General features: G+C 55.1%; 23 protein-coding genes. 19 read left to right on the top strand and 4 right to left on the bottom strand.

Going from position 1 to position 26,225, the window contains the following annotated elements; genetic code table 11:
• Positions 1–92 precede the first annotated feature (92 nt).
• A complete protein-coding gene (locus KQX66_RS01410; protein ID WP_216788901.1) occupies positions 93–626 on the bottom strand; it encodes a hypothetical protein in 534 nt (177 codons plus the stop codon).
• Positions 627–729: 103 nt separating this feature from the next.
• On the opposite strand from KQX66_RS01410, the gene KQX66_RS01405 reads away from it, so the two are divergent.
• Entirely contained in the window at positions 730–1,323 is a 594-nt protein-coding gene (locus KQX66_RS01405) for a TetR/AcrR family transcriptional regulator (RefSeq protein ID WP_216788900.1), read from the top strand.
• 75 nt (positions 1,324–1,398) lie between these two features.
• Here KQX66_RS01405 and pdxK read toward each other — a convergent pair whose 3' ends face one another.
• Positions 1,399–2,208, bottom strand: coding sequence for a pyridoxine/pyridoxal/pyridoxamine kinase (gene pdxK / locus KQX66_RS01400; RefSeq protein ID WP_216788899.1), 810 nt, complete (start codon positions 2,206–2,208; stop codon positions 1,399–1,401).
• 111 nt (positions 2,209–2,319) lie between these two features.
• Positions 2,320–3,456, bottom strand: coding sequence for a glycerate kinase (locus KQX66_RS01395; RefSeq protein WP_216788898.1), 1,137 nt, complete (start codon positions 3,454–3,456; stop codon positions 2,320–2,322).
• Positions 3,457–3,641: 185 nt separating this feature from the next.
• Between KQX66_RS01395 and KQX66_RS01390 the strand changes: the two genes are divergently transcribed.
• Together KQX66_RS01390 and KQX66_RS01385 are read left to right on the top strand one after the other, a co-directional pair.
• A complete protein-coding gene (locus KQX66_RS01390) occupies positions 3,642–5,666 on the top strand; it encodes a penicillin-binding transpeptidase domain-containing protein (protein ID WP_216788896.1) in 2,025 nt (674 codons plus the stop codon).
• A gap of 165 nt (positions 5,667–5,831) precedes the next feature.
• A complete protein-coding gene (locus KQX66_RS01385) occupies positions 5,832–6,773 on the top strand; it encodes a serine/threonine protein kinase (protein WP_216788894.1) in 942 nt (313 codons plus the stop codon).
• 732 nt (positions 6,774–7,505) lie between these two features.
• Here KQX66_RS01385 and KQX66_RS01380 read toward each other — a convergent pair.
• Positions 7,506–9,527, bottom strand: coding sequence for a VWA domain-containing protein (locus tag KQX66_RS01380; protein ID WP_216788892.1), 2,022 nt, complete (start codon positions 9,525–9,527; stop codon positions 7,506–7,508).
• Positions 9,528–9,942: 415 nt separating this feature from the next.
• Here KQX66_RS01380 and KQX66_RS01375 point away from each other — a divergent pair, with 415 nt between their 5' ends.
• The 16 genes from KQX66_RS01375 to KQX66_RS01300 all read left to right on the top strand — a co-directional run bounded on the left by KQX66_RS01375 (position 9,943) and on the right by KQX66_RS01300 (position 26,190).
• Positions 9,943–12,114 carry a zinc-binding metallopeptidase family protein gene (locus KQX66_RS01375; RefSeq protein WP_216788890.1) on the top strand — a complete coding sequence of 724 codons (2,172 nt, stop codon included), beginning with the start codon at positions 9,943–9,945 and terminating at the stop codon, positions 12,112–12,114.
• A gap of 122 nt (positions 12,115–12,236) precedes the next feature.
• Positions 12,237–12,662, top strand: a complete 426-nt coding sequence (locus tag KQX66_RS01370; RefSeq protein ID WP_010497257.1) for a hypothetical protein — start codon at positions 12,237–12,239, stop codon at positions 12,660–12,662.
• 90 nt (positions 12,663–12,752) lie between these two features.
• A complete protein-coding gene (locus KQX66_RS01365) occupies positions 12,753–13,196 on the top strand; it encodes a DnaJ domain-containing protein (protein ID WP_216788888.1) in 444 nt (147 codons plus the stop codon).
• Between the two features lie 27 nt (positions 13,197–13,223).
• Positions 13,224–13,775 (top strand): FHA domain-containing protein, encoded by a 552-nt coding sequence (locus KQX66_RS01360; protein ID WP_216788886.1) that lies wholly within the window; start codon positions 13,224–13,226, stop codon positions 13,773–13,775.
• A 51-nt stretch (positions 13,776–13,826) separates the two neighbouring features.
• The gene (locus tag KQX66_RS01355) at positions 13,827–14,357 is read left to right on the top strand and encodes an FHA domain-containing protein (RefSeq protein WP_216788882.1); all 531 of its coding nucleotides are present in this window, start codon (positions 13,827–13,829) and stop codon (positions 14,355–14,357) included.
• Positions 14,357–15,208 carry a PP2C family protein-serine/threonine phosphatase gene (locus KQX66_RS01350; protein WP_216788880.1) on the top strand — a complete coding sequence of 284 codons (852 nt, stop codon included), beginning with the start codon at positions 14,357–14,359 and terminating at the stop codon, positions 15,206–15,208. Before KQX66_RS01355 ends, KQX66_RS01350 begins: the two co-directional genes overlap by 1 nt.
• 6 nt (positions 15,209–15,214) lie before the next feature.
• The gene (locus tag KQX66_RS01345; protein WP_216788869.1) at positions 15,215–16,927 is read left to right on the top strand and encodes a PP2C family protein-serine/threonine phosphatase; all 1,713 of its coding nucleotides are present in this window, start codon (positions 15,215–15,217) and stop codon (positions 16,925–16,927) included.
• Positions 16,928–16,933: 6 nt separating this feature from the next.
• Entirely contained in the window at positions 16,934–18,211 is a 1,278-nt protein-coding gene (locus KQX66_RS01340) for a normocyte-binding protein (protein ID WP_216788867.1), read from the top strand.
• Positions 18,202–18,900 carry an iron-dependent peroxidase gene (locus tag KQX66_RS01335; RefSeq protein ID WP_216788865.1) on the top strand — a complete coding sequence of 233 codons (699 nt, stop codon included), beginning with the start codon at positions 18,202–18,204 and terminating at the stop codon, positions 18,898–18,900. The genes KQX66_RS01340 and KQX66_RS01335 overlap by 10 nt, the downstream gene beginning before the upstream one ends.
• A 132-nt stretch (positions 18,901–19,032) precedes the next feature.
• On the top strand, positions 19,033–21,681 hold the full coding sequence (locus KQX66_RS01330) for an acetate and sugar kinases/Hsc70/actin family protein (protein WP_216788863.1): 2,649 nt from the start codon (positions 19,033–19,035) through the stop codon (positions 21,679–21,681).
• 10 nt (positions 21,682–21,691) lie between these two features.
• Entirely contained in the window at positions 21,692–22,465 is a 774-nt protein-coding gene (locus KQX66_RS01325; RefSeq protein WP_216788861.1) for a DNA and RNA helicase, read from the top strand.
• A 57-nt stretch (positions 22,466–22,522) separates the two neighbouring features.
• Positions 22,523–23,545: a YiiG family protein gene (locus KQX66_RS01320; protein ID WP_216788859.1), complete on the top strand. Its 1,023-nt coding sequence runs from the start codon at positions 22,523–22,525 to the stop codon at positions 23,543–23,545.
• Positions 23,546–23,760: 215 nt separating this feature from the next.
• Complete coding sequence (locus KQX66_RS01315) at positions 23,761–24,390, top strand: hypothetical protein (RefSeq protein ID WP_216788855.1); 630 nt, start codon at positions 23,761–23,763, stop codon at positions 24,388–24,390.
• A 266-nt stretch (positions 24,391–24,656) separates the two neighbouring features.
• Positions 24,657–25,247 carry a hypothetical protein gene (locus KQX66_RS01310; protein WP_216788848.1) on the top strand — a complete coding sequence of 197 codons (591 nt, stop codon included), beginning with the start codon at positions 24,657–24,659 and terminating at the stop codon, positions 25,245–25,247.
• Between the two features lie 39 nt (positions 25,248–25,286).
• Positions 25,287–25,814 (top strand): imm11 family protein, encoded by a 528-nt coding sequence (locus tag KQX66_RS01305; protein ID WP_216788845.1) that lies wholly within the window; start codon positions 25,287–25,289, stop codon positions 25,812–25,814.
• Position 25,815: 1 nt separating this feature from the next.
• On the top strand, positions 25,816–26,190 hold the full coding sequence (locus KQX66_RS01300) for a DUF4280 domain-containing protein (protein ID WP_216788842.1): 375 nt from the start codon (positions 25,816–25,818) through the stop codon (positions 26,188–26,190).
• Positions 26,191–26,225: the final 35 nt, after the last annotated feature.

Here is a 26,225-nt window from a genome sequence, read left to right as displayed (position 1 = left end):
CGAGGCATGGGCATCGGTCTCCTTTCGGCAAAAAATGTACGATTGTCTTACTCTTACGCGCGAGAGGGGAATAAGGTTCCAGCAAAATCCGGCTATGCTTTTTTGGGCCAGAAGGTATAGCTGAAGCTCCATATAAAGTCGATCCCCAATATGACCGCCCAGCGCGAGATCATGCTCCACAACTCCACCGTCCGGCTTTCGTCGTCGACGAACCAGATCATGCCGAGCAGAATCACGCTGCCGATCATCCAGGCCAGCAGGTGAAGAAACCACGTCTGCCGCTCGCGACGGGCATGGGCGGCGCCGTGCTTCGGCTTCGGTTCGGGCGCCGGAGCCCCTGCGAACCGGTGTGCGAAACGTACGTCGGCCCACCGGATCATCCGGTGGCCGTAGGCGACGGATACGCCGATATAGACGGCGGCGAGGCCGTGTACGAAGCTCGCGGTCGCCCCGTTGCGCAAATCAATGACGGTCGCGATAATCAGGACCAGATCGACCACCGGCGTGGCGACCAGCAAAAGAGCTCCGATTCGTTTCATGCCAAAAATATAGCGGAAGACAAGTCCGGCGACGACAAACACCCAGAAGCCAATTTCACAACCGATAATAAATGCGGCTATCGTCATACAATCAGTCCTTTCTTTTCTTTTTTAATACGACTGTATTGCTAAGCAGGGTTTTATTTTAGCATTGTTGTGTTAAAAAAAACAACCGTGCTATAATCGGGACATGCCTAAAATTGTAAACCATGAAGAGCGACGGGAGCAGCTGGCGGAAGCGGTGTGGCGGATTATTCGCCGGGAAGGGCTGGAAGGAGTAAGCGTGCGCAGAGTCGCCGAGGAAGCCGGGATGTCTCTTGGCTCGCTTCGTCATTACTTCGATTCGCAATCGGCTTTATTGGCTTTCTCCATGCGGCTGGTCGCCGAACGGATAAAAAAACGTATACAGTCGCTTCCGCAGGACGGCGATCCCCGGGAAAATATCGAAGCGCTTATCGGTCAAATCGTGCCGCTGGACGAAGACCGCTTGGCGGAAAGTCAAATCTGGATAGCCTTTTCGACTTTTGCTTTGACCGAGCCGGACTTGAGGCCGCTAAGCCGGGAAATTCACGATTCGCTACGGGACGTATTCCGTAACATCTTTGATACCCTCGGCGAATCACAGCTGCTGAAGCCGGGCCTTGACACGGAGCTGGAAGCGAAGCGGTTCCACGCGTTGGTGGACGGTTTGCTCGTACACGGCGTCATCGCGTCCGAGGTCATGCGTGCGGAAGAAATTGCGGAGATCGTTGCGCGGCATTTGGACAGCTTGCTTGTGCCGTAACGCTGTCGCCGACAGAAAGAATAAAGAGCCCGTCTCGGAGACAGGCTCTTTGATATGGAGAAAATCGTGACAGGCTTATCCGAACTGGCGCAGCGCCGAATGGCGGGTTGGGCCAACAAAGCCGTTCAGCGGAAAGCCGTGCCGGATGGCTGCGCTGATGAACCGTTTTGCGGTGCCGACCGCTTCTTTGACGTTGGCGCCTTTGGCGAGCTCGGCCGTAATGGCCGCGGAGTACGTGCATCCGGCGCCATGCGTGTAGGTGGTGGAAATTTTGTCGGATTCGTACAGCTCGAATTCCGTTCCGTCATATAGCAAGTCGACCGCTTGAGGGTGATTGAGCTTCGCGCCGCCTTTGATCAGGACGTATTTGACGCCTGTCGCATGGATGATCTGCGCCGCTTCTTTCATGTCCTCCAACGTTTGAATCGGCGGACGGTTCGCAAGCTGCGCCGCTTCGAACAAATTCGGAGTGACGACGTCCGCGATCGGGACGAGCAGCTCCCGCAGCGCTACGGTAGATTCGGGATGGAGCGCCTCGTCGTTGCCTTTGCAGACCATCACCGGGTCCACGACGATACGCTGCAGCCCTTTGCCTTTGAGCGTACGCGTGACGAGCTCGATCAGCTCGACGGAGCCGAGCATGCCCGTCTTGAGCGCATCGACGCCAATGCCGTCAAGCACGGTTTGCAGCTGGGCTTCGACGGTAGGCAAAGCGACCGGATGAACGCCATGGTGCCATTGGTTGTTCGGGTCCATCGTCACGACCGTCGTGAGAACCGTCATTCCGTAGACGTCGCGCTCCTGGAACGTTTTTAAATCGGCTTGAATTCCGGCGCCGCCGCTAGTATCGGAGCCGGCAATGGTTAAAGCTTTAGGTATGCTCATTGTACTTCTCTCCCCGGATGAATAAAGTTGCATTTATGACCTATCCTATCACGTTGGCGCAAAATTTCAATCGAAAATTCGCGGATTCAGACGAAAAATTCCAAAAAATTACTATCGCGGTCTGACACCCTGCAGCAGGCGCATCATTTGGGCGGCCGCCTCGCTCGCCCACTCCGCAGCGCGCCCGACCGCTTCCTGCAAGTCGCAAGGCTTGCGTACGATGGAAAAAGCCGCCGTCAGTCCGAGCTCGTCCAACTGCTCTGTGGGCAGCTCCAGACTGCCGCACAAGGCGACTACCGGCACTCCGGCGTCCCGGGCCTTGCGGCAGATGCCGGCAATCGCTTTGCCGGATAGCGTCTGCCTGTCCAGCCGGCCTTCGCCGGTGATGACCAAGTCGGCGTCCCGAAGCTGCGCTTCGAACTTCGCTTTCTCCAGCACGATGTCGATGCCGGAGCGAAGCTGGGCGCCGAGGAACGCATGCAGCCCGGCCCCCATGCCGCCGGCCGCGCCGCCGCCGGGCAGCGTCAGCACGTCGACGCCGGTTTGCCGGCGAATGACTTCGGCCCACTGCCGAAGCGCCCGATCTAGCGCCTGCGTCATGTCCGGCGTCGCGCCCTTCTGCGGGCCGAAGACGGCGGAAGCCCCCTCCGGCCCGCAGAGCGGGTTGCGGACGTCCGTTGCCGCCACGAAGCGGCATTCCGCGAGACGCGGGTCCATGCCGGAGGCGTCGAAGCCGGCGAGCCCGGCGAGCGCTCCGCCCCCGGAGGGCAGCGGGACGGCGTCCGCTCCGTACCACCGGACGCCGAGCGCCTCCAGCATGCCGGCCCCGCCGTCGTTCGTCGCGCTGCCGCCGAGTCCGATGAGAAACTGCCGGCATCCGCGGTCCAATGCGGCCCGAATCAGCTCGCCTGTCCCGTAGGAGGAGGAGGCAAGAGGGTTGCGCCGCGCTTCGGGAACGAGCGGCAGCCCGGACGCCTGCGCCATTTCGATGACGGCGGTGCCGTCCTTCAGGAGGCCGTAGCAGGCTGAGACCGGCTCTCCGAGCGGGCCGCGAACCTGCGCTTCCACCCGGGTACCGCCACAGGCATGCACAAGGCTGTCTACCGTACCTTCTCCGCCGTCCGCGACCGGAAGCTCGACGATGTCGGCGTCCGGGACGACGCTCCGAATGCCGGAGCTCACGGCTCCGCACAGCTGCAGAGCGGACAGCGAGCCTTTGAACGAATCCGGCGCAATCACGATTTTCATGTGCCATTCCCTCGCAAAATCCATAGAATAAAACAATTATACCACCGCGCCAAAAGCGGTATCCAACATTTCCGGTTGGTCCCGGTCAGCGTTTCGTAAGGGAAATATCAGGAAGCTATCCGTTCTCCTTCCGCCTGCGCTTGGCTACAATGGAGACGAGTGGATAGAGAGAGGGAGTGCTGAGATTGACCCATCGAACAGTTGCGAGGGGCGCCGCATGGGGCGTCCTGTTTGTCGCGCTGCTGCTGACGCTCGCGGCCTGCAAGCCGGAGATGAAGCCGCCGGAAGAGGTGATGGATTCGTTCGTCGCCGCTTGGCAGAAAAGAGATTACGCAGCTATGTATCCTAGCTTGACGAACCATGTTAAAGAATCCGTCACGCAAGATGCGTTCGTCAGTCGACACCAAAATATTTATGAAGGAATCGGACTCACGGAGCTGAATATCACGGCGGCGCCGACGGAGAAAGACCCGAATGCGAAGACGGATCAAATTCGGTATAAGCTGCATGTGGAAATGCAGACGTCGGCGGGGCCGATCGAGTTCGACCAGACGGCGACGCTTCGCAAGGAAGAGCGCGCCTGGGGAGTGGACTGGTCTTCGTCGTTTCTGTTTCCGAAGCTCAAGGACACGGACAAGGTGCGCGTGCAGACGCTCCCGGCGAAGCGGGGAGAAATTCTTGACCGCCAAGGCCATGGGCTGGCCATCAACGAAGATCAATGGGAGGTCGGCCTCGTGCCCCAAAAAATGGAGCAGCCGTCCGAGGAGTCCGTGAGCAAACTGGCGGCACTGCTGAACCTGAAGCCGGAGGATATCCAGGCGAAGCTCGGCGCTTCGTGGGTGAAGCCGGAGCTTTTTGTCCCGATCACGCTAATTCCGAAAGGCGATCCGCGGGAGAACGAGCTGCTTACGGTTCAAGGAACGGCTTACCGGACGAAGCAGGTACGTTCGTACCCGCTCGGCGCGGCGGCGGCCCATTTGACGGGCTACATCGGCAAGCTGAACGAGCAGGAGCTGAAGAAGCATAAGGATAAAGGCTACCGGCCGGACGATTGGATCGGCAAAACTGGGCTCGAGCTGACGCTGGAGGACCGGCTGCGCGGCCGGGGCGGTCAGCGCATTTACATTACGGATGCGGAGGGCCGAGACAAGGTGACGCTCGTCAAGCGCGATGCGGTAGACGGCGAAGACGTGAAGCTGACGATCGATTCCAGCATGCAGCGGGCGATGTACCGGGAGCTGGAGAATGATGCGGGAGCGGGCGTGGCGATGCAGCCGTTGACCGGCGAGCTGCTCGCGTTGGTCAGCACTCCGTCTTACGATCCGAACGCCTGGATTTCGGGCATTTCGACCGAGCAGTGGAAGAAGTGGACGGAGAACCCGGACAAGCCGCTGTTTAACCGATACGCCAGTGCTTACGCCCCCGGGTCGGCGTTCAAGCCGATCACGGCGGCCATCGCTTTGGAGCAGGGGGCGCTTGATCCGAATGAAGAGAAGACCATTACCGGGAAGCAGTGGAAAAAGGATACGTCGTGGGGGAGCTACTACGTTACGAGGGTATCCGAGGCGGCCAGCGCGGTGAATTTGACGAAGGCGCTGATGTATTCGGACAACATCTATTTTGCTCAGGTGGCGCTCGGTCTGGGAGCGGAACGTTTCGAGAAGGCCGCCGCCAAGTTCGGATTCGGCGAGAAGCTGCCGCTGCCGCTGGCGGTCGATGTCTCGTCGCTGTCGAACGCAGGCATCAAGAAGGAAATTCTGTTGGCCGACTCTGGCTACGGTCAAGGGGAGGTCGTCATGTCGCCGCTGCATGTGGCGGATGCGTATACGGTCTTCGTGAACGGCGGCAATATGATTAAGCCGGTGCTCGAATACGACGGCCGGACGACCGGCGAAGTGTGGAAAAGCGGACTGATCCGCCCCGAAGTGAGCCGCATGCTGACGGAACAGATGAAGGAGGTCATTCAAAATCCCGCAGGCACCGGCCGCGCAGCGAGAATCGACGGGCTGACGCTGGCAGGCAAGACCGGTACGGCCGAGCTGAAGCAAAAGAAGGGAGAGTCCGGGCAGGAGAACGGCTGGTTCGTCGCTTACGATACCGACAAGCCGAAGCTGCTCGTCGCTTTGATGGTGGAAAAGGTGGAGGCGAGGGGCGGCAGTCATCATCTTGCCGGGGCAATCAAGGCATTATTCCGGGGTTTTGCGAAGTAAGCGGCTAGTGCTGCCGCCTGGGGAGTGCTCGCGTCCGTTCGATTGCAGACACGGAAAATCCAATGGTTCCCAATTTCGATTGTTGTGATAAGATGGGGGAGGGGCCTGTGGGCCCGCGCCTCGACCGAATCAAGGCGAATGTTCGAAACGAAGGAGCAATTTTGGATGACCCCAGACCTCGATGATGTGTGCCTTCAGCGGCATACGCCGTTAAAAGGCGGCGCCTACCGTATCGAAGAACGGCTGGCTTCGAGCGAGCTGTCCATCGTTTACATCGGAAGCCCGGCCGAGGGAGAAGAAAGGCTTGCGATCAAGGAATTTTATCCCGGGAGCCTGGCTTTAAGAGATATGGACGGGAAGACGGTCTTATGCCGCCGTCCTTCGAGCCGCCGGAAGTTTGAAGAACTGAACGATGCCTTCCGGAGGGAAGCTTCGATTCTTAGCCGGCTCCGGCACGGGCATATCGTCGAATATATCGACCATTTTGAAGAAAACGGGACGAGCTATCTGGTGACCCGCTATTGCGCCGGCAAACCGCTCGTGGATTTGATCCGGGAGGGGAAGCCTGCTGTGGCGCATTTGATCCGGAATGTGCTGCTGCCGCTTCTGGATACGGTGGACTTCGTACACCGGCAAGGCATCATTCACCGGGATTTGAAGCCGGGGAATGTGATGATTTCGGAGGAAGGCCGGCCGGTGCTGCTGGATTTCGGTTCGGCCGTATCGCTCGCCGAGCCGGACGACCGTCCAATCTTTACTACGGCGGGCTTCTCCCCGCTGGAGCTGTATTCGGAGAAGGCCAGGCAAGGGAAAAAGGCCGATCTGTTCAGCGCCGCCGCGATTTTATACTACAGCTTCACCGGGCGCGTTCCGGCGGACGTTTCCGAGCGGCTGATCGAAGACCGCATGGAAAGCGCCAGAACTGCAAACCCGGAGGTCAGCCTGCTGCTGTCGGGGATGATCCGATGGGGGCTTGCCGTTCAACCGCGCAGAAGATGCCCGTCGCTGAAGCTGCTTAAGGCCGCTTTGCGGCTGGAGTATATGCGCCTGAAAGCCGGGATGCGGCGGAAGCGCTTGGATACGCCTTCGGCTGCGTCCGAAAAATAGCGGAACCGCGAGGGCGCTATTCAGGCCATTCGCTCGCTGTACCTCTGTTTAGAGGAAGTGAGATGCGTTATCGATGCTTCGCAGGCATTGCGGAATATTTTTCGACACGGATAAGGTGTTCTGAGTTCCGCTATTTTGCGAGGGAAGCGCCAAAAATCTTGGATAGCTCATCGTAGTTCCTCTAAACCATGGCTAACGCTTCGGAGCAGACTAAATGCGCTCAAATTCGTTCCCGGGACCGGGTGGCAGCTCTGGCTGAACGGAACTGGGAAATGATGGTTGATTCCGCCCGGGGGCGGGGAGCATGAGGGTACGGATATCCCGCCCTAATGTCGAGGGGTACGAGGAAATGTGGGGCGGCTTCCGTCCCAATGTCGAGGGGGCGGAAGGAAAGGCCGGTAGCTTCCGTCCCAATGTCGAGGGGGCGGAAGGAAAGGCCGGTAGCTTCCGTCCCAATGTCGAGGGGGCAGAAGGAAAGGCGGGTAGCTTCCGCCCCAATGTCGAGGGGGCAGAAGGAATGGCAAATAGCTTCCACCCAATGTCAAGGAGCATGAGGACCGGCAGGCCTCTTCCGAGCGAATGTCGATGAACTACGAGGAATGCCCGAGGGCTTCCGCACGAATGCCCCAAAGGAAGAAAAGCGGTCCGACGCGTTCTTCCCTAATCCATCGAGCAGCCTCCCCGAATCCCCCAGACCTCTCCCGCGATTCAACGGCAAAAACCCAACCCCCATTACAGGGCGTTGGGTTTTACTTCTTTATACCGCAGCTCGATTTCCGTCAAATGGTCCTCGAACGTGATGTAAATTTTCTCGTTGTAGCTGATCGATTCCTTTTTGTTGCGCGGGATCGGCGTCCTGCCTTTTTCAATCGTGCAGCGCGTGTTGTGCCGGATCACAATCGTGCCGTTCTTCCCGGCTTCGACGATGATGCGCTCCGCCTCCGGCAGCGGCTCGTTGACGTCGAGGCTGGCGAACAGCTCGCGAAGGCTGATCTGCCGCTTCTCGAACGAAGCGAGCGGCCAGTACTTCACCGGAATGTCGCTGCCGCTCGCCGTATTGAGGAAGTACCCTTCCAGCCTTCCGGCAAAGCGCGGCTTCGGACGAAGCAGCCAATAGACGGCCCAGGCGGCCAGCAGCACGGCGAGCACGATGCCTCCGATGATCAAATAACGCTGCACGATAGAGTGAACGTTGATGACGAGGTCCGACGTGACGGAAGCACCTTCGTCGTCCGTTACCGTCATCGTCAGAACCGCTTTGCCGGCGTGCATGGAAGCGACGGTCAACGTATCGCCGTCCACCGCGAAGTCGGCCAGCTTGGCGTTGCTGTTGGAGGCGATCGTATAGCTCAGCTTATCCTGATTCACATCGCGAAAATAGTTCTTGAGATCTATTTTGGCGTCTCCGTCTTCCTTCGTCAGCTCGATGGCTCCGCTGCCGATCGCTTCGGGCGCCGTGTTCACGATATCCAGCTCGCTGACCGCCGTCTCCCGGTAAAAATCCGGGCTGCTCAGAAACACGCGGGCTTGATACTTGCCGGAGTGAGGGAAGACCGTCTGCACTTCGAAGCCGTTTCCGTTTAGCTTCATCGGCGTTCGTTCTTCCTTATTCGTCTGCAAATCTTTCACGATCAGCTCGGCCTTCATCGATTGGTACACGTCGGCATCGGCCAGCTTGGCTCCGTCCGCTTGGTGCAGCAGGAAGGCGGAGACGGTCGACGTCACGCCCTTAACCGGCTGGGCAAGCTCCATCCCAGCTTTGAGGCCGTAGTTGCCGAGCAGGCTGATTTTCACAAAATCCCCGGGCCTTGCTTTGAATTTCAGCAGAAAGGCGCCTTTTTGCGGCTGGGGAATTTTGAGCAGTGAATATTTGTCCGATTTCACGAACCGGATGTTTTTCGAATTGTAATACAGGTGCGTTTCGGCGATCGGATGCTCCGACAGCAGCACGATATTGGCTTCGTTCATGCTGCCGTTCGGAATGTTGACCGTCACTTCCTGCAGCTCCCCGGTGGCCGTGACAGCCGCGACAGGGACGAGCACGGAGCGGATTTGCTTGGCGAAAATGTTGTTGAAAATTTCCGGCAGATCGCCCGCGCTTTCCGTGATGAACGACGTGCCTCCCGTCTTGGCGGCGATCGCTTCGAGCTGCGGCGCATTGACCGAGCCGTCATGATTCAGCCCGACGGTGTAGATCGGGTAGCCCTTCGCTTGGGCCTCCGCAATTACACGCTCCACGTCTTTGTTCGAATCCTCAACCGATCTTCCTGTAAAAATAGGACCAAAGTCCGTGCCGCCATCCGACAGCAGAATCATAAACGGACGTCCGCCGCCTTTGCCGCTCCCGACAAGCTCCGACCCTTTGCTCAGCCCGAGGCCGAGATCCGTATAGCCGGAAAAACGCAGCTCCGCGATTTTCTTTTTGAGCAGATTTTTTTGCTCCTCCTGGGTTAGCGGGGCGAGCGGCTGCGACTCGACGATTTTATGGTTGTAGGCGACAAATCCGACTTGGGTGCGGGCCGCCTCGCTCATGTCCATAAACATTTTGATGACTTCCGCAGCGATCCGGTCCCGGTCCGTCGCGTTCATCGAATAACTGACGTCCATCACGAACACCGCGTCGAATCCCGGATTCGAGTCGCCTTCGGCAGACGCCGATCCGCCCGGGACGAACAGCAGTGCCAGCATGACAGCAATCGCCAAAATTCGCAGGCCGCCCGGGACGCGCCTTCTTTTATGCATTTCCCCAACCATCAAAAACTCACCCTTCATTTGTAAAATGTGTGAAAGTACACCAAAACTGCTATAAACAATCGGCGAGACTTTACCGAAAAATTAGTACAGTGGGAAATAGTAAAAAAATACAGTTTTGTTAAGTTCGACACATTTTTGAAAGGGGGATGATGAAAAAGGGAATAAAAGGGTGGGTTTATATGGTTAATTCAGCATATAACAGAAGGGCCAAAAAATAAATGTGTTTGCTGAAAAATGGGAAAATAGTCTTGAATGACTAGGATATAATAACTATAAATATCCATAGTTGACAAAATAAAACATCAGACTCTATGATTAGACCTGTGTTTTCGGCCTTCATCCAAAAATGCTCGGAAAGGAGTAGGCTATAAGAATCATGCGCCGGTTCCGGCAAGTTTTTATAGCCGACAGCTCAATGGACATCATCAATCAAACGAACCGCACCATGCTCTTCGAAGAGATCAACCCGGAAAAGCTCGATCTCGTCACGATCGTCGGAGACGTCAGAGGCATCGACAGCTTGAGCGACGACAAGATCAAGGAGATTAACCAGCATCTGCTCGTTCGCAGCTTCGACGAGTTTTTGGACAAGTTTTCGCCGACCGTGTACTCGTTTTTCAATGCGGCCAACCAGAAGGTTATGTATACCCTCAAGAAGCCGGAAGGGATTGCCGAGGATAGCATTTCGGAGATCAAGATCGACCAAAGCAACGATTTTCTGAAAATGCTGTTCACGCTGATCGACACGAAGCGCAGCCAAGGCATCCCGAACGTGGACTTCAAGTTCGAGAATCTGCTCGACATGATCTCCCCGAAAAAAGTCATGGATGACATCCGCCAGGTGCGCAAGGAAATCCATTATTTGTACGGGCAATACGACAAGCTGGACGACGGCGATCCGAAAAAGCTGGACCTCGGGGACAAGCTGAACATCATGTTCGAGGACGCCAGCAAAAACTATAACAACGTGATGGCCATGCTTCCGCTGGCGATCGAAGACATCAAGACCCGCCTTCTTCTTGGAGGGGCGCAGGAAGAGAACGAATCCGAAGCGATCCAGATCGGGATGCTGATGATCGGCGATTCCGGCGAGCTGAAAATTATCGAATCGCCGAAATCGGACACGATGCAGCTTATGATCGCGGACGACAGCAGCACGAACGGCCTGATCAACGTATTCGAGGACGATTACGAGTCCGTGTCGGATACACCTTCCGCCTACGTCAAAGATCTGGTTGTGCGGACGTTCTGCCCGCTGCCTGCGGTACAGAGCGAGATCGATACCGAGAAGGAAGTGCAGAACTACAACACGTATCTGGAGTTCTACAAGAACGCCAAAGACGAGTTTGTGAAGACCGTCAAGCCTTTGGTGGAAAAATTGTTGGGTATTAAAATGTTCTTCGACCAGTACTCCACCAAAAACAAAGGCATGCAGCCTTCGATGCTGATTACGAACACCAAGCTGGACATGATCGTGAAAAGCAGCAACATTCCGAGGCTGGAAACGTACCTGAACACGGTCAACTCGAAGAACGATTTCACCGACACGATCTGGTTCGGCATCGTTCCTTCGGTACAGCTTGATTCCTCCGGCGCTTCGAAGGTGAGCCGGGAGCGGTTCCGAGGCAACGAAAAGGTCGCCAAGCAGGACGGCAACACGATGGAATCGCTCACGATGCTGCTGCAGGTGATCAAGGACTTCAAGGTACAGGTGTTCTTCAGTTTCGAGACCGGCGAAGAAACGACGTTCAACAGCATGGCCACCGCCGGCATCGACAAGTACATCGATAAATGTGGCTTGCTGGTCCGCAAAGAATTCAGCGAATTCGCGGTCCCGTCGGTTCCGAACTTCACGATTATTCCGAAGGACAAGTCCGGGGTCGTCATCGACAGCAAAATGCTGCAAACCGAAGACGGCGGCGTCAAGCTCTCGCAGGAGAAGGAAGATATTCTGAAGCTCTGGATCGAAGGCGTCTACGTCGGCGCAGCTTATGTGGCGGCGGGGATCGTGGCGGCATACCAGTGCCCGGAATATTTGCGCGAATCGTTCAAGACGGTAAGCCGGGAGTTCCCGGGCGTGCGCTTCGATATCGAGGCGGGGGAGAACGGTCTGCGTGCCGTTACGACGATGGCCAAGGAAATTTCCGGCTTCACGAACAACATCAAGGATTCGATCAACCGGAAAAACTTCGGCTTCGTGTTCTCTTCCGAGAACGCGCAGCTGCAGGGCAAAGACATCAAGCGCATCACCGTCTACAAAGCGCGGAGCCTTGCGTCAACCGACGACGGCTTCGATTCGATCTACAAAACGCTGGTCAGCACGTACATCGAGCGCATTCTGCGCTTCCAAACCGGCGATTTCAAACACGACAACATCGTTAAATTTTTCAGCAACAATCCGAGCAGCCAAAAGAGCAAGTGGCTCGGCACGCGGGGGTACGTCAACTCGATCATACAGGACGGGGACGACATGAGCTACATTATCGACGATAAGAGCAACATGTGCCATATCGACCTGGTCTTCAACGGCAACGTGAAGAACCTCGAGGTGATGATCACGAAAGGAACCACCCCGGTTAAAGCGTAACGATGCTGAACAAACTTATGCGGTTGTTAAAGGAGAGCTTTCGCAAGCTCACCTTTCAACATAAATCCCGGCAGCGCCAGACGCTGTCGGGGAACATACTTACCTTAAGGGAGGATTTATCTATGGGCTTCAGGCTGAAAGTAGAAGGCGCAGAAACAATCGAATTGGGCATGGACAACATTCAATCGGTGATTTACGACACGGATACGCCGAACGACTCCAACGCGAGATCGACCGACGTAGGCGCGTTCCTGAAAATCTCCGGCAAAATCATCACCGCAACGGACGGCGACAGCGCCGACGACACGATGAAGCTTGCTTTGTGGTCGCTCGTACCGGCTGAGAAATCCGACTGCTACCGCAAAGTGACGCTGGAAGTGATCGCTGCCAGCCAAGTGGTGCGCAAAATCTACTTCCCGAACGCGTTCGTCGTTGACTATCAAGAGCGTTTCGGCGACACGGAAGGCGTAGGCACGTTCACGCTCTTCATCAAGCAAAAGAAAGACAAAACGGAATTCGCCACAATCGAAGGCGGATACGCGAACTAATCGGCTTGACCGGTTATTGCAAGCAACAGGAGTTAAGGGGCCGTTCCGCCCCTTAACTTTCTCCATTTCCGGCGGTAAGGATGGAATCCGATGAACAATTACTACGAGATTCTGGAGGTCGAACGCAGTGCCTCCCCCGAAGAAATCAAGAAAGCCTACAAGCGGCTCGCCAAGCTTCATCATCCCGACGCCAACGGCGGCAGCAAGCAGGCGGAGCTTAAGTTCAAGCAAGTGACCGAAGCGTATCAGACCTTGTCCGACGCGTCGGCGAGGCAAGCCTACGACGAACGTCTGGACCGCAAGCAGGAAGGAAAAGCCGGTTCGTCATCCGGCGCCGGTACCAAGACGAAGGAGCGGCGCGCCGAGAGCGGCCAGCCCCAGTTTGATCTGAAAGATATGGAAAAGCAATTCGAGCGTTTTTTCGGCTATCATCCCAAAAGCGGGGAAGCCGGGATCAAGAACAAGAGCGAGACGAAAAATCCGGTCGATACGACGGCTATGTTCGAGAAATATTTTGGCATCCGAAAAAAATAAGCACATCCTGTTCCAACGGGGGAACCAATGTTGAGCGAAAAAAAATCCGTATGGGTAACCGTAGTCAACGTGCTGATCGCGCTGGTCGCGGCTTTTACCCTGGTTTATACGTATATATGGAACGATAACGTCGCCCTGAAGCTGTTCGTTGCCGTCTTTTTCATCATCGGCTTGACGGGGATGGCTTGGCGAAAGTACGGGCGGACGGCTGCATCGGCGCCCGAAGTCAAGAAGGAAGCGGCGATTACGAAGCTGGCGCTGCTCGGCGACGACGGCGAACGGATCAAGGAATGGTACATCCACGGGGAGACGTCGCTCCTGATCGGGAAAAGCTCCTCCGATCTTGAAGTGCAGATCGATTTGTCGGGCACCGAGTATGCCGCCCTGGTCAGCAAGCAGCACGCGGTGCTGAACTATGCTTCCGGCAACTGGTATATCGAAGATCTCGACTCCAGCAACGGCGTCGGCATCAAGAAACGCGGCGAAAGCGGCAAGCGGCTGCTGAACGGCGACGAGCCCGAGCAAGTGCATTCGGGCGATACGATTTACATTGCCAATACGAGGCTGTTGGTCAAGTAAAGCATTTCGGCTTTGAGCTTTGAGAAGAAGCAGACGGGGGAATGGATATCAATGAGTTTGACAAGATGCGCCAACGGACACATGTTCAGTACGAGAAAGCACGGCAGCGTATGCCCCTATTGCAGCATGGTCGTGGAGCCGGCATCCAAAGCCGAGGGCAAGAAAGCGGCAAGAGTCGAGGAAGACGAAAAGACGATGCCTTATCTGGGGGAGTCCGAAGGCATCGAGCCGGTCACCGGCTGGCTTGTCTGCATCGAAGGTCCGCAGCAAGGACAAGATTACCGGATCATGGCAGAGAAAAATTTTATCGGCCGGGCCGAGGATATGCACATCCGGATCATCGGGGACAACACCATCTCCCGCCGGAATCACGCGGTCGTCGTGTACGACCCGAAGAAGCGGAACTTTTTCCTGCTGCCGGGCGATGCGTCGGGGCTCGCTTACCATAACAACGAAGCGGTGTACACCCCGGTCGAATTAACCGCGTACGATGTCGTGCAGCTCGGACACAGCAAGTTTCTGTTCATTCCGTTATGCGGAGTGCACTTCGAGTGGGACCAAGATCAATCGGGTAAGGAATGATGAGCATGCCGGAACAACACGAATGGCTGCCTTACGTTATCGTTTGGGCCTGCGCCTGCACCCTTGTGGTTTTGTTCCGCATCAGGAGAGGCCTGCTTCATCAGGACAGCACCGTTCCGAAGATCGAGATCGGCAACGGACAGACGATCGGGGCGCGAGAGGAGCAGGACGACTATTTCTCCACCTTCGTCAGCCCGCACGGGACGATCGCCGTTCTGGCCGACGGCATCAGCGGGCTGTCGGGAGGCAGGGCGGCGAGTACGGCTGCTGTGACGACGTTCGTCAAGCAGTTTCTCAAGCTGGAGCATATTCGGGAGCTTCCCGAGTTTTTTACGACTGCGGCTGCAGCGAGCAATGCGGAAATCATGCACACCCTGAAAGGGGCACAAGGCGGAACGACACTGGTCGCCGTTGTCGTGGAAGACGGTAATCTGCACTGGGGAGCGGTGGGGGACAGCCTCATCAAAATTTTCCGGAACGGGGACTTCATTGACGTCAATCAGAAGCACATTCTGGAATCGGTGCTGGAGGAACGCTTTGTATCCGGAGAGATTACGCGGGACGAAGCGCTGGACAGTCCGATGAAGAACCATCTGGTCAACTATTTGGGCTACGAAGGCTTCAAAAATATCGAGATCGGCACGGAGCCCGTCCGGCTGCAAAAGAGGGACAAAGTGATCCTGTGCAGCGACGGCGTGTACAATACGCTCACGGAAGTGGAGCTGGAGGACATTTTGTCCAAGCCGATTGCCGCCTACGACGCCGCCCAGGAAATCATCGAAGCGATCGAGCGGAAGCAGCTCACGCACCAGGACAATGCGACGGTCGTGATTTTGGAAAAAGGCTGGTAGAACCCGATGCGTAAGGAAAACAGCGATTTTAAAACGAGCTTTCTATCCGAGGCGGGAACGTTTATCCGCAACAAGGATTATTTTGCGTTTACGGAGCAGGACGATAAAGCTTGCTATGTGATTGCCCGTGGGCTCGATTCCGATACGGAGAAAGAAAGCGCCGAGCTGGCGGTCAAGAGCGTCCTTGGCAGTTTTCTAGATAAGCCGACGCTGTCCCGCCGGAAGCTGAAACGGTATTTGTGGGAAGCGCACGAGCTGCTGCAGATCGAAAGCCGCCGGGTCCGGCGTAAGGTCAGTCTGACGCTGGTCGCTACGGACTACACCCGGATGGTGTGGGCGGTATCCGGGAACACCCGGCTGTATCAATTTCGCAATGGAAGATTGCATACGAAAAGCAAGGATCAGAGCTTGTCGCGGTCGATGGCCGATGCGGGAGAGCTGTCGGAGGACCGGCTGGACAGGCACGAGGAACGGCACAACCTGCTGTGGTATATGGGGAAGCCGGGCGCTTTCGAGCCGTTTGTTTCCAAGAAGACGCTGCTGTCCGAGGGCGATGTTCTGCTGCTCTGTACGTCGGGCTTATGGGAGAACGTAGACGGGGCGGAGATGCTCGATGCGCTGGAAGAGGTCAAGGAGCCGGCGGAGCTTGTCGATACGCTGGAGGATGTGCTGCTCAGCCGGCAGAATAAGCAAGTGCCGAACTACACGGCTGCGGCCGTTTATGTCAACAAAGTGTTCAAGGAAGACCCGAAGAAGAAATGGAAAATCATAAAAAGGATCGCCCTGGTGCTGATTCCTCTCCTGCTGCTGGGAGGGGGAGCCTATTTATATACATACAAGACCGCCAAGGCCAAAGTGGAGGCGGCGGCCGCCATCCTCGAGCGTGAAAAAAGCGGCGACGAGGCGGTGCAGGAGAAGGATTATCCGAACGCGGTCAAGGAATACAGCGAAGCGCGCAATGCGGCGATCAAAGTGAGCGATGTCGTCCATATGCGGCTCATCGGCAAAAAGCAAAAGACGGCGCAGCTCATCGTGGACGGCGACGGCTCCTTCAAAGACGGAAATTATGCGAAGGCGCTCGACAGCTACGAGAAGGCGCAGAAGGAAGCGAAGCAGCAAAGCGTATACGATGAGAAGGATATAGAGAGCAAAATTGCCAAAACCCGCACCTACCAGCAAATTACGGAGCTGATGAAGCAGGGGGATCAGAAGCTGCAAGCACAGGATTACGAAGGCGCCAAGGAAACTTACGCGAAAGCGAAAAAGGAGGCGCAGCAGGCCGATTTTGCAAGCGGAGAAAAGGAGCTGTCGTCGAAGCTGGAGGCGGCGGATGCGAAGATCGCCGGCGTCTTCAAGGAGAAGAAGCAGCTGGACGCCGACAAGCTGGAGAAGAAGGGCGACCAGAGCTATACGGCGCAGGCTTACGAGCAGGCCGTAACCTCCTACGCGATGGCGCAGGAGATCTATCAGGAAATCAATATGCTGGAGAAGGTGCTCGGCGTTGAGCGGAAAATTACGAAGGCCCAGGAGAAGCTGAATCCGCCTCCGCAGCCGCCTCAGTCGGCCGGAGCCGATGGGGCTGCGGGGGCCGGTGGACGCGCTCCGGCAGCTCAAGGCGCAGGCGAAGCGGGCGCGGCAAACCAAGGGGCTGCCGGCCAAGGCGGAGCCAAAGCGGCAAGCGGCGGTCAGGCCGAGAAGACCGAGGGAGGAGGCAAGTGAGTTCCCATGAAAGACATCTTGCTGGACAGGCTGAGCCGTATGGAGGATCTCGAACAGCGCAAGCTCTTGAAGCAGATTGTGACGGGCGTCTTTTTGAACCTGGTGGAGTATCAGGAGGATTTGAACCGCAAGCTGGAGGAGCGCGTGTTTAACGAGGTGGAGGACCAGGAGGACCGGGACGACATCTATGTGACCTTATGTGCCCGGGAAGAGATCGATCCGATTCACGAGTTTCTGTACCCGATGCTTGCCGCCGACACCGAGCCGAAAACGTGCGACCTGCGAAGCGTGACGGAACAAATGCAGCGCGGGGAAGAGGCGCTGCTGATGACGCTGTTTTTGCAGTGCGATTACTCCAAGCTGAAGGAGCTGCTTCGGGGCAAGCGCACGTTCCGGGGAGAAATCGTGACTACAGGAGGCACCCGGTCTATACAGGTGCGTCTGCGGCAAAACCTCACGTATATCCGTGAGCTGGAAAAGCTCTATTTTATTTTCCAAAAAAACAACGTGCCGTGGAAGACGGTGAATCATCCCTACGCGGGCAAGTTTTTCGACGTGCTGTGGATCGGCGGGGAGCAGCCTTCGGGTCCGGAGGAGGAGCTGCTTGAGATCCGGATATTCCTTGAGGAATTCGAAGCGTACAAAAAGCTGGACATGGTGCCGATGTGGAACATTGAGCGCTTGGAGCTCAAAAACGTAGGCTTTCCGGTACCGGCTGCCGACCGGATTAATTTCGAGCATGTGCTGTCCTTACGCAAAACGGGGACGCAGCACGGCTATTTGGTCGACGGGGACGAGGCGCTGATCCGGTATATCAAGCGGATGCCGGAGGAGCTGACCATCGTGTCCCCGCAGGACAAATCCGGGAACTGGAACGTGCTGAAAATTACGCAGCCGACACCGACGAAGCTCGGCCGGCTCGCTTACGAGCTCGTTTCGAACAAGCGGAAAAGCAGCTTCACCGGCCGCTTCTCCCGCAAGCATCCGGTCGTCGTCCGGGCGAAGGGCGAGATCGCGCGGATCGCGGGTTCTTTTGAGGCTTCGGACGATCTTGAGCTGGTGCAGGTCGAGATCATGGACGAGGCGGACGGAAAGGAAGTCACCTACGGGATGAACCCGTTCATCAGCGACAACGTGCGGGTGGAGAACGACAAAAAACGGATGCGGCTCCGCTTTAGAGCCCGCCGGAGCGGGAGTTTTATTTTGCAGGATTTGATGAGCTTTGTCGTTTCGGAGATCCAAATGTATTTTCCAGAATACGTCTGCGAAGGGGAATGGGCTTGAATTACGTATGGGATCTGGTCATTCGGGCTGCGGACGCGGGCACGCCGAAGGACGACCTTTATTTTGCCCCCGCCAAAGTATACTCGCCTTATATGGAGCTGAGCGCCGAAACGCTGAATGCCCGCACCGTCGAAGAGCGTACGGTCGAAGTGAATCCGTATTACCGGTTTTACGATATTTTCCGCGATCTGTTCGATATTAACAATCAAGAGGATACGGAATTTCGGCGCACGCTGTTCGATCTTGCGATGCATTTCTTGACCGATATCGACCTCATGCAGGGGATGAACAAGCGGGAATTTTATATCCGGTTCGTGCTCCGGGATATGGAAGCGGGGCTGTTCGGCGACGGCGTCCGGGACCGGCTGAAGCTGCTGAACCGGGAGGAGCGGGAAGTGGTGGCCTGCAATCTGCTGCGGCTGTACGAGACGGGGGAAGCGGTGTATCTGCTGAAGGATACGATGCGGAAATTGTTCAAGCATTCGACGATTTACGCCAATTGCGAGGAAAAGGACGAACTGTTGTTCTATGTGGGACAGCGGGAGAATGAGATCACACGGGCGAAGCTGGAACTGATCAAGGACCTGTTTCTGCCCGTGCGTTTTCATACGGAGACGTATTGGGAGCATCATTTCGGCATTGTGGACGTTGAGGACACGATGCGCGTAGATCATATCGCGATGTATTAATTTTATAAGTTCGGTGAATACGAGCGGAGTGAGCGGAATCGTTCTGGAGAAGCGTCAGCGTTCGCCTTTGTCTCCGGATTCTCTCCGCTAAATGATTCACCGGACTTGGTCCTCTACGAAAGGAGCGGAGACATGAGAACGTATAAGCTGCACTCGCCGAAGAACGGCGGCACGGAAGAGACGAGCAAGGTCAAGTACACGCGGGACGAGCTGTCGGAGATGACGACGCTGCAATTGCGGAGCATCTGCCATAAGGAAAAGCTGGTCGAAGGGCTCTCGGGACCGCTCGACCGCGAAGCGCTCATCCGCACGATTCTGAAATACCGCAGCGCGGAGCAAAGCTTGCTGATCCAGAGCTACGACGAGCACGGATGGGAGCGCGTGGAGGCGGCGATCGCCCGCTATTTGAATACACCGCTGCCGGATGACGGCAGTATTCAAATTCCGGCCAAGGTGACGCTGTACGACGGACTTAAGGTAGATAAACTCGACCAATACCGGGTCAAAGCTCCGGGCACCGTCACCGAATCGAACGTGCTGCTCGTCAACGATCATATGGAGCTGTGCGGCATTATGAATCTGGTCAAGGACGGACCGAGCCCGGGCATGTACTGCCTGACCGCTTCTAATGAAATGTCGTTTCGCCGCACCTCGAACAAAAATTACAGCTTCCTGCTGTTCCGCAAGCAGGATTCGGAATATGTATACCAGACCTACACCCGCAGCAAGCCGCTGCCGCCCACGAATTTGCACTACTGGCGAATTCCGATTCCGGAGCTGGAAATCCGGGACCTGGAAGATACCGACGCGGTGCTGGCTATCGATTTCGGAACGTCCAACACAACGGCGGGCGCCTATTTGGACAGCAGCTACATTTCCAATCCCTCCCGCCACGATTTGTTGAACGGGACGCTTCGGCTGAACAGCATCAATCTGGTGAAATTCCCGGTGGCCGGCGGCAAACGGGAGGAATGGATCGAGCTGCTGCCGACGATTGTTGCCGTAGCGGACTGCTCGGATACGCAGCAGGTGAAATATTATTTTGGTCATGAAGCCATGAAATTCATGAAGAAAAACGGGTATACCGGCCATGCTACCGTCTTTCACGGCATCAAGCGTTGGGTCAACCGGTATAAGCTTCCCGAGGAAATTGTGGACGGGCAAGGAAATACGGCGGTCGTCCGCAGAAACGACATTTTGCGCGCCTACCTGCTTCACGTGATCGAAACGGCGGAGCATCAATTCAAGTGCCGCTTCCGCAAGCTGCACATTTCCAGCCCCGTGAAGCTGAAGACGCAGTTCGCCGAAATGTTCGCGGAGCTGCTGCCGGATTACCGCATCGAATCGGACGACGCGCTGGACGAAGGGATGGCCGTGCTGTTCAATACGATCGCCGATCAGATCGAGAAAAATACGTTTGCCGACGGCGAGACGTATAACGCGCTTGTCATCGACTGCGGCGGAGGCACGACGGATTTGTCTTCGTGCCGGTTTCGGATCGAGGACGGCCACATCTCCTACAAGCTGGATATTCATACGGCCTACGAGAACGGCGACACCAATTTTGGCGGCAACAACATTACATATCGGATTTTGCAGTTTATGAAAATCGTCTTTGCCGACTATTACACGAAGGGCGGCAGCGTGCCGGATATCGACAGCCTGATCGGCATTCCTGGCCCCGACCTGTTCCGGCACGTGGACGAATTCGGCGTCGAATCGGTCTACGAACGGTTCGAAGCGCGTTATCGGGAGGCGGAACGCATTATTCCGACCCGGTTCAAGGATTACGAAAACCGGACGCGGGAAGAATACCTGCGGGTAAAAAGTAATTATTACTTTTTGTGGGAAATCGCCGACAGCATGAAGAAAGAATTTTTCCGCAAGACGGGCATTCTGCGCAACCGGTTCGATTCGCAGACCGGGGACCGGCAGGAGCAGGATCTGAAAATAACGGCGGTGGATCGCTGGTGCCTGTCCGCCTACGAGAACGGCCGCATGAAGGATATCTACGAATTCCCCCGCGTCGTGTTCAATATTAACGAGATCAACCTGTTGATCAAAGCGGATATTTACGATATCGTGCGCAAGTTCCTGGAAGACTTTTACCAGGACGGGCGGCTGCAGGAATATTCCATTATCAAGTTGACCGGCCAATCGTGCCGCATCGACAGCTTCCGCGAAGCGCTGAAGGAATTCGTCCCGGGCCGCAGCATCGAATTCCGGCAAAAAACCGAGGAGAGCGACAGCGTTCCGGAGCTGAAGCTGGCCTGCCTGCGGGGAGCGATCCGTTATCTCAGCGCGCGGAAAGCAGGCACGATCGAGGCCTATATTACGAATCACGCGCCGGTCGTCCCTTATACGGTCAGCGCCTTCACCCACAGCCGGCAGGAAAAGCTCTTGATCAGCAGCCAGGAAAGGCTGAATCAGGTGCAGGGGTCCATCTCCCGGCCGTTCGAGGTCAAGGAGGTGGAGCTCTTCTTGAAAGGAAGCGACGGCGCTGTGCGCCACAAGTATGCGTATGCCAACGAGCCGGGCAGCTTCGAGCCGATCCGCTACGAGGACATCGCCGGACGGTACGGGGCCAAGATTCCACAGGACGACACGGACTCCATCCAGAACGGCGAGGTCAAATTTTTCGTGTTCGCGGAGGACAACGAGTGGGGCTTCCATGTGGTGCCGGTTGCGCGGGAGGACGAGCAGCTGTATTTGGGAAGCAAGCGGTTTTTTGCATTTGAAAATGATCTGTCGGAGCTTGATTTCTTTGACGGCTGGAAATAGGAGGTAGCGGATGTTCTCCAATATATATCCGAATTTTCATAAAGGCCGGATTCTGAAGCGGGAGATGCTGGAAAGTCTGAGGGACTACCCGAGGCAGCTTGCGGACCTGTATTTTCAGTCCTTCTCGGACGGCATCGTAGCGGGGACCGACGTAAGAGTGGAAGCGGAACAGCTTGTGGTCGGCTGCGGGATCGTCAAGCACGGCGGCCGGCTGTATACGCTGGAGGAGGAGCAGCAGGTGCCTTACTCCGCGACCGGCAAGGAGACCATGCTCAAAATCCGCTTTCACGCAGTGGAGGAGCAAAGCGATTATACGGTGTACGGCGCGGAGCTCGTCCTGGACGAGGAGGCCGCCGGCGGCAGCGAGCTGGAGCTTGGGCGGTTCAAGCTGAAGGAGGGCGCGAAGCTGCGGTCGGAGTACCAGAGCTTCGCGGACTTCGCCACCGAGTTCAATACGTGGAACATAATCCACGCGGCTTATGCGGGCGTCGGGCAGCGCAGCGTTCACCCTGCGTTGATGCGGTATTTTGCGACCCAACTGCTCAGCCGGGGCAGCACGAACCCGTACGATATCGCTTTTGCGATGCAGTGCATGAGCCAGGAAGCCGTGGACCGCGAGTTGATCCTGCATTATATCGGGACCCGGCTCGGCATGGGCTATAAGCCGTACGACAACGGGCAAATTCATAAATATTTGGGACGCATCTTGGACGATGTCCAAGGCGGAAACCGCCGAGGGCCGGATCTAAGGCCGGGTGGTCCGCGACGGATGATTGTGGAGTAGCAGGCGTGTGATAAGAGTACAACCAGAAATTCATACAGTGAGAGGAACTTGCGAATCATGAGTAAACGTTTAACGATCCTGTTGCTTGGCGTGGCCGTCTGCGTATCCCTCAGCGGCTGCGGCTCCATCGGCAAAATCGCAGAGAAGGTAAAAGAACAAACCACCCAAGCGAAGCAAGAATCGAATCAAGCGCAGGACACGGCAAAATATAATACGTATATCGCGTTAAGCAACTACTTGACCCAGAGGCTGGACAAGACGTTCGAAATGTATTTCCAAGAGTTTGGCGGGGAGGAAGAAATCCGCATCCGTAAAAACTTTACCGGCTTCAACACGATTCCGGTGCTGCAAGGGCATAAGGACGATGTGGATAAAGCGCTGGCGTTCGCCTCGAAGGAACCTTCTTATCAGGCTGCGGACGAATCGGTCAAGGCGCTGGTTCCCAAGCTGAAGGAGCTTATGGAAACAACGGGCGAGATGCAGACGTACTATCAGAACAAAGCACATGCCGAGGACGAGTTTGCCAAAGGCAAGGAGCTGCACAAGAAATTGCTTGTGCAGTTTAATCAAGTGTCGGATTTAGCCGACAAATTTTTTGCCGATTTTGCCGTCATCACGGAGCAAAGGAAGAAAGAAGATTTGGAGGAGCTCAAGAAAAGCGATCAGTTGGTCCGCTACCATGCGATGAGCATCGTCAACCGGGCGCAGGATATCCAGAAGGCGTTCGACAAGGCCGGGGTGACCGACGACAATGTGCTGGATTTCGACGCGAACCAATACGCCGAGCTGTACAAGCTGCTGACGGAAGATATCGACAAGTTTACGGAGCTTTCGAAGGATAAGGAAAGGCTGAAAAAAGAAAAGGTACAGATCGTTCCCGTGTTTACCGACAGCATCCAGCGGATGAAGACGGCTTCCGCCGACCTGATGGAGATTCTGCGGACCAAGGACACGACGATCAGCAGCGATATGAAAGGAAAAGTAACGACCGGCGGAAAGAACATGCCGCTGAAAAACTTCGACAAGCGCGTTTCGGCTGTGGTCGATTCGTATAATACGATGATCGGGTTGAGCCGGTGATCGGAAGTCGCTGCAGTTCTACATAGGACAAGCCCTTAACGATTAAGGGCTTTCCGTGATTTTTCAAACCATGAGCGGAAAAATTTGGATGACTTGTTTACGGTCTGTATCCTCGCAGCAGGAGTCTTAAAAAACCACATTTTGCGAAGCATGCTATCTTAATTTCCGATGTTCTATAATAACCCCGCGAAGGCTTCAAGATAGGAGGGGGCGGCTTGAAGAGGTACGGATTTGCGATCCTCCTTCTCACACTTATTCTTTCGGCGTGTAAAGGTCAGGATTTTGACAAAAGTATACACGCAGACAACGCATCTGTCGCAGATCATAGGGACGGACCCCAGTATAAAGGTCCGGAAAAATCCGCCATGACCAATCACCATGTTATTTCAAACGAAAAGCTGGGCGTGCGCTTCGGATTTCCCTTGGATTGGTCGGACCGGGTTTATACACGTGATACAACCGATGGCATTGATTTCATGTATAAAGCTATAGAGCCAAACGTTGAAGATACAATACTTGCGAAGATTCTCGTGATGTCTCCCGTCCAATATGAAGTATATCAATATCACACGGGCTTTTATCGGGAATTGTCAAGAAGAGAGGGCATGGTGATTGCTCGTTCACTTCAAACAGGGCTGCCTTATGACGATAGTAACCCGATTTTTAAGAAAGATTTAGATCAATACTTTAAATACTATGATTCAGTAGACGGTTATCTGAACTTTATTGAACTAACTGACGAGTATGATCAACAATTCTATAAGAGCTTAAAAGCAAGCAGCGATTCGAAAGATAAAGAGCTGCAAGACGAATTTAACAAAATAATAAAAGAACGCGGTAAATGACCACAATCTCCGAAATAGCCGCAGCAGAAAAATACTCGAACTTTGAAGACGGCCCCGCATTTTTCGATGTAATGTGGAATTAATATTTATCAGTGAACATCGGTGCTTTTTGCATCTGCGAGATCTTACATGAACAGCAGCTTTTTCAAATAATGAGTCAAACCAAACAGAATCAGGAATTGGGATCATGATAAAATGGAAAGAACATACATTCTATGCTGCTTTTAGAGCAGCAGAGCCAAACTTGAAGTGGAAAGGTACTTGATATGACCAGACAAGAAGCCTTGAAGCATTTTTGGGAAACTTACGTCAAGGACAAGCAGAAGGAGTACATCGAAAAAGCGGAGGATGAATACCATTCCCGCAAAGACGAGCTGGCGAAGGATTTTATCGAGTCTTTTCGCCGTATTTGTCTGGATATTAAAGAAATGCAATCCGCGGGGAAAAAAGCAAAGATCGGGTATATCAATTATTCCATGAGGCGCACTTATTTATTAGATAGAAAGCACGAGCATGTCGTAGAGGCGTTCGACAAGGACTGGTATTTCGATACATATCCGTGCCGAGGAACGTACGATTCGGGATGGGCCTTCAAATATTTGGACAAGTTGGAAGACGAACTGGAGCAGCTCGGAAAAAAGTACATGGGCAAAATTATCAAGCCCGATATTGAACGAATCAAGCTGGAGGCGGCGGGGGCATTCAACCGATTGGTGGTCGATATGGCCAGCTATGCGATGCCCGAGGCAATCCGGCTGAAGGAGTATCGGGACATGGTGTGCGAGCCGGGATTGGAAGTCCGGGTGGGGGAACACAAAGGCATCAGCGAAGTCGTATACAGCCAAGAATCCGTATAGGAGGAAAGCCTCTGTTGTTGAGGTCAGGTAAAGTTTACCATGGAATATTATATCTTAGCTCAGGATGAACGTATAACCGAGTTCGAGGAACCGGCCGGGATCGCTAAAAGCGTAGACCAACGTATGCTGCGGAACGAAGAAGGGCGCGCCGCGCTGGAGCATACGATTTTGCAGTTTTACACCCAAGGGAAGGGCGAATATATCGATTTCATCGATAGGCCGATTCCACTAGTGTCGGATGCTTTAAAGGCAATTTTCGAGCGGTATCAGCCGAACGTATACTATAAGCTGGTTGTTCTTGCCGATGTCAAGGCGATGAAACAGAGCCTGTACTGGATCGCTGTGCCGGAAACAGTTAATGGCCTGTCGGAAGAAAGCGAATGGAACAGGAACGATACGCTGAAACGGCCTATGCTTGAGCCGAACCGGCTCGGACATTACAAAATATTCAGAATCGCAGAGCGTTTGGAGGATTTTATTGTCGTCGATCTTGATGTGGCGGAAAGCATACTCAGGTACGATCTGAAAGGAATAACCCTCAAAAAAATAGACGTCAGGGGGATGTAAAATGAACTTCAGCTATGTGGTAGAAGGCGCCTCCCTTCAGTGTAGTTGTGGCAGCGCGAAAGCGACCTTTAAGGCATCGACCGGACGAAACATCACCATTAACGGGAAGCCGCAAGGAAATGTGCACGACTTCAAGCCGGGACACAACATTCCGGCATTTGGCATGTGCAGCAGCACCGCTAATCCGGAAGTTGCCTCCGCAACAGCCGCCAACCAGGGGCAATTGAAGAAAATGCCGTGCAAACCGGCCATTACGGTGCCTTGGCTAAATGGGAAATCGGATGTGATGATCGATCAATTCCCCGCTCTGCTGAATTGTTCGACCAATCTATGTATGTGGAAGGGGAAAATTACCGTTGAACAGGACGGTCAATAGGCGAGGCGTTTGTTTATTGGAGAGGAGGTTGCTTC

This window comes from Paenibacillus oleatilyticus, from assembly GCF_018998565.1.
Taxonomy (GTDB): Bacteria; Bacillota; Bacilli; order Paenibacillales; family NBRC-103111; genus Paenibacillus_G; species Paenibacillus_G oleatilyticus.
The sequence above is the reverse complement of the archived record's forward strand: the minus strand, read 5'-3'. Positions and strand labels throughout refer to the sequence as shown.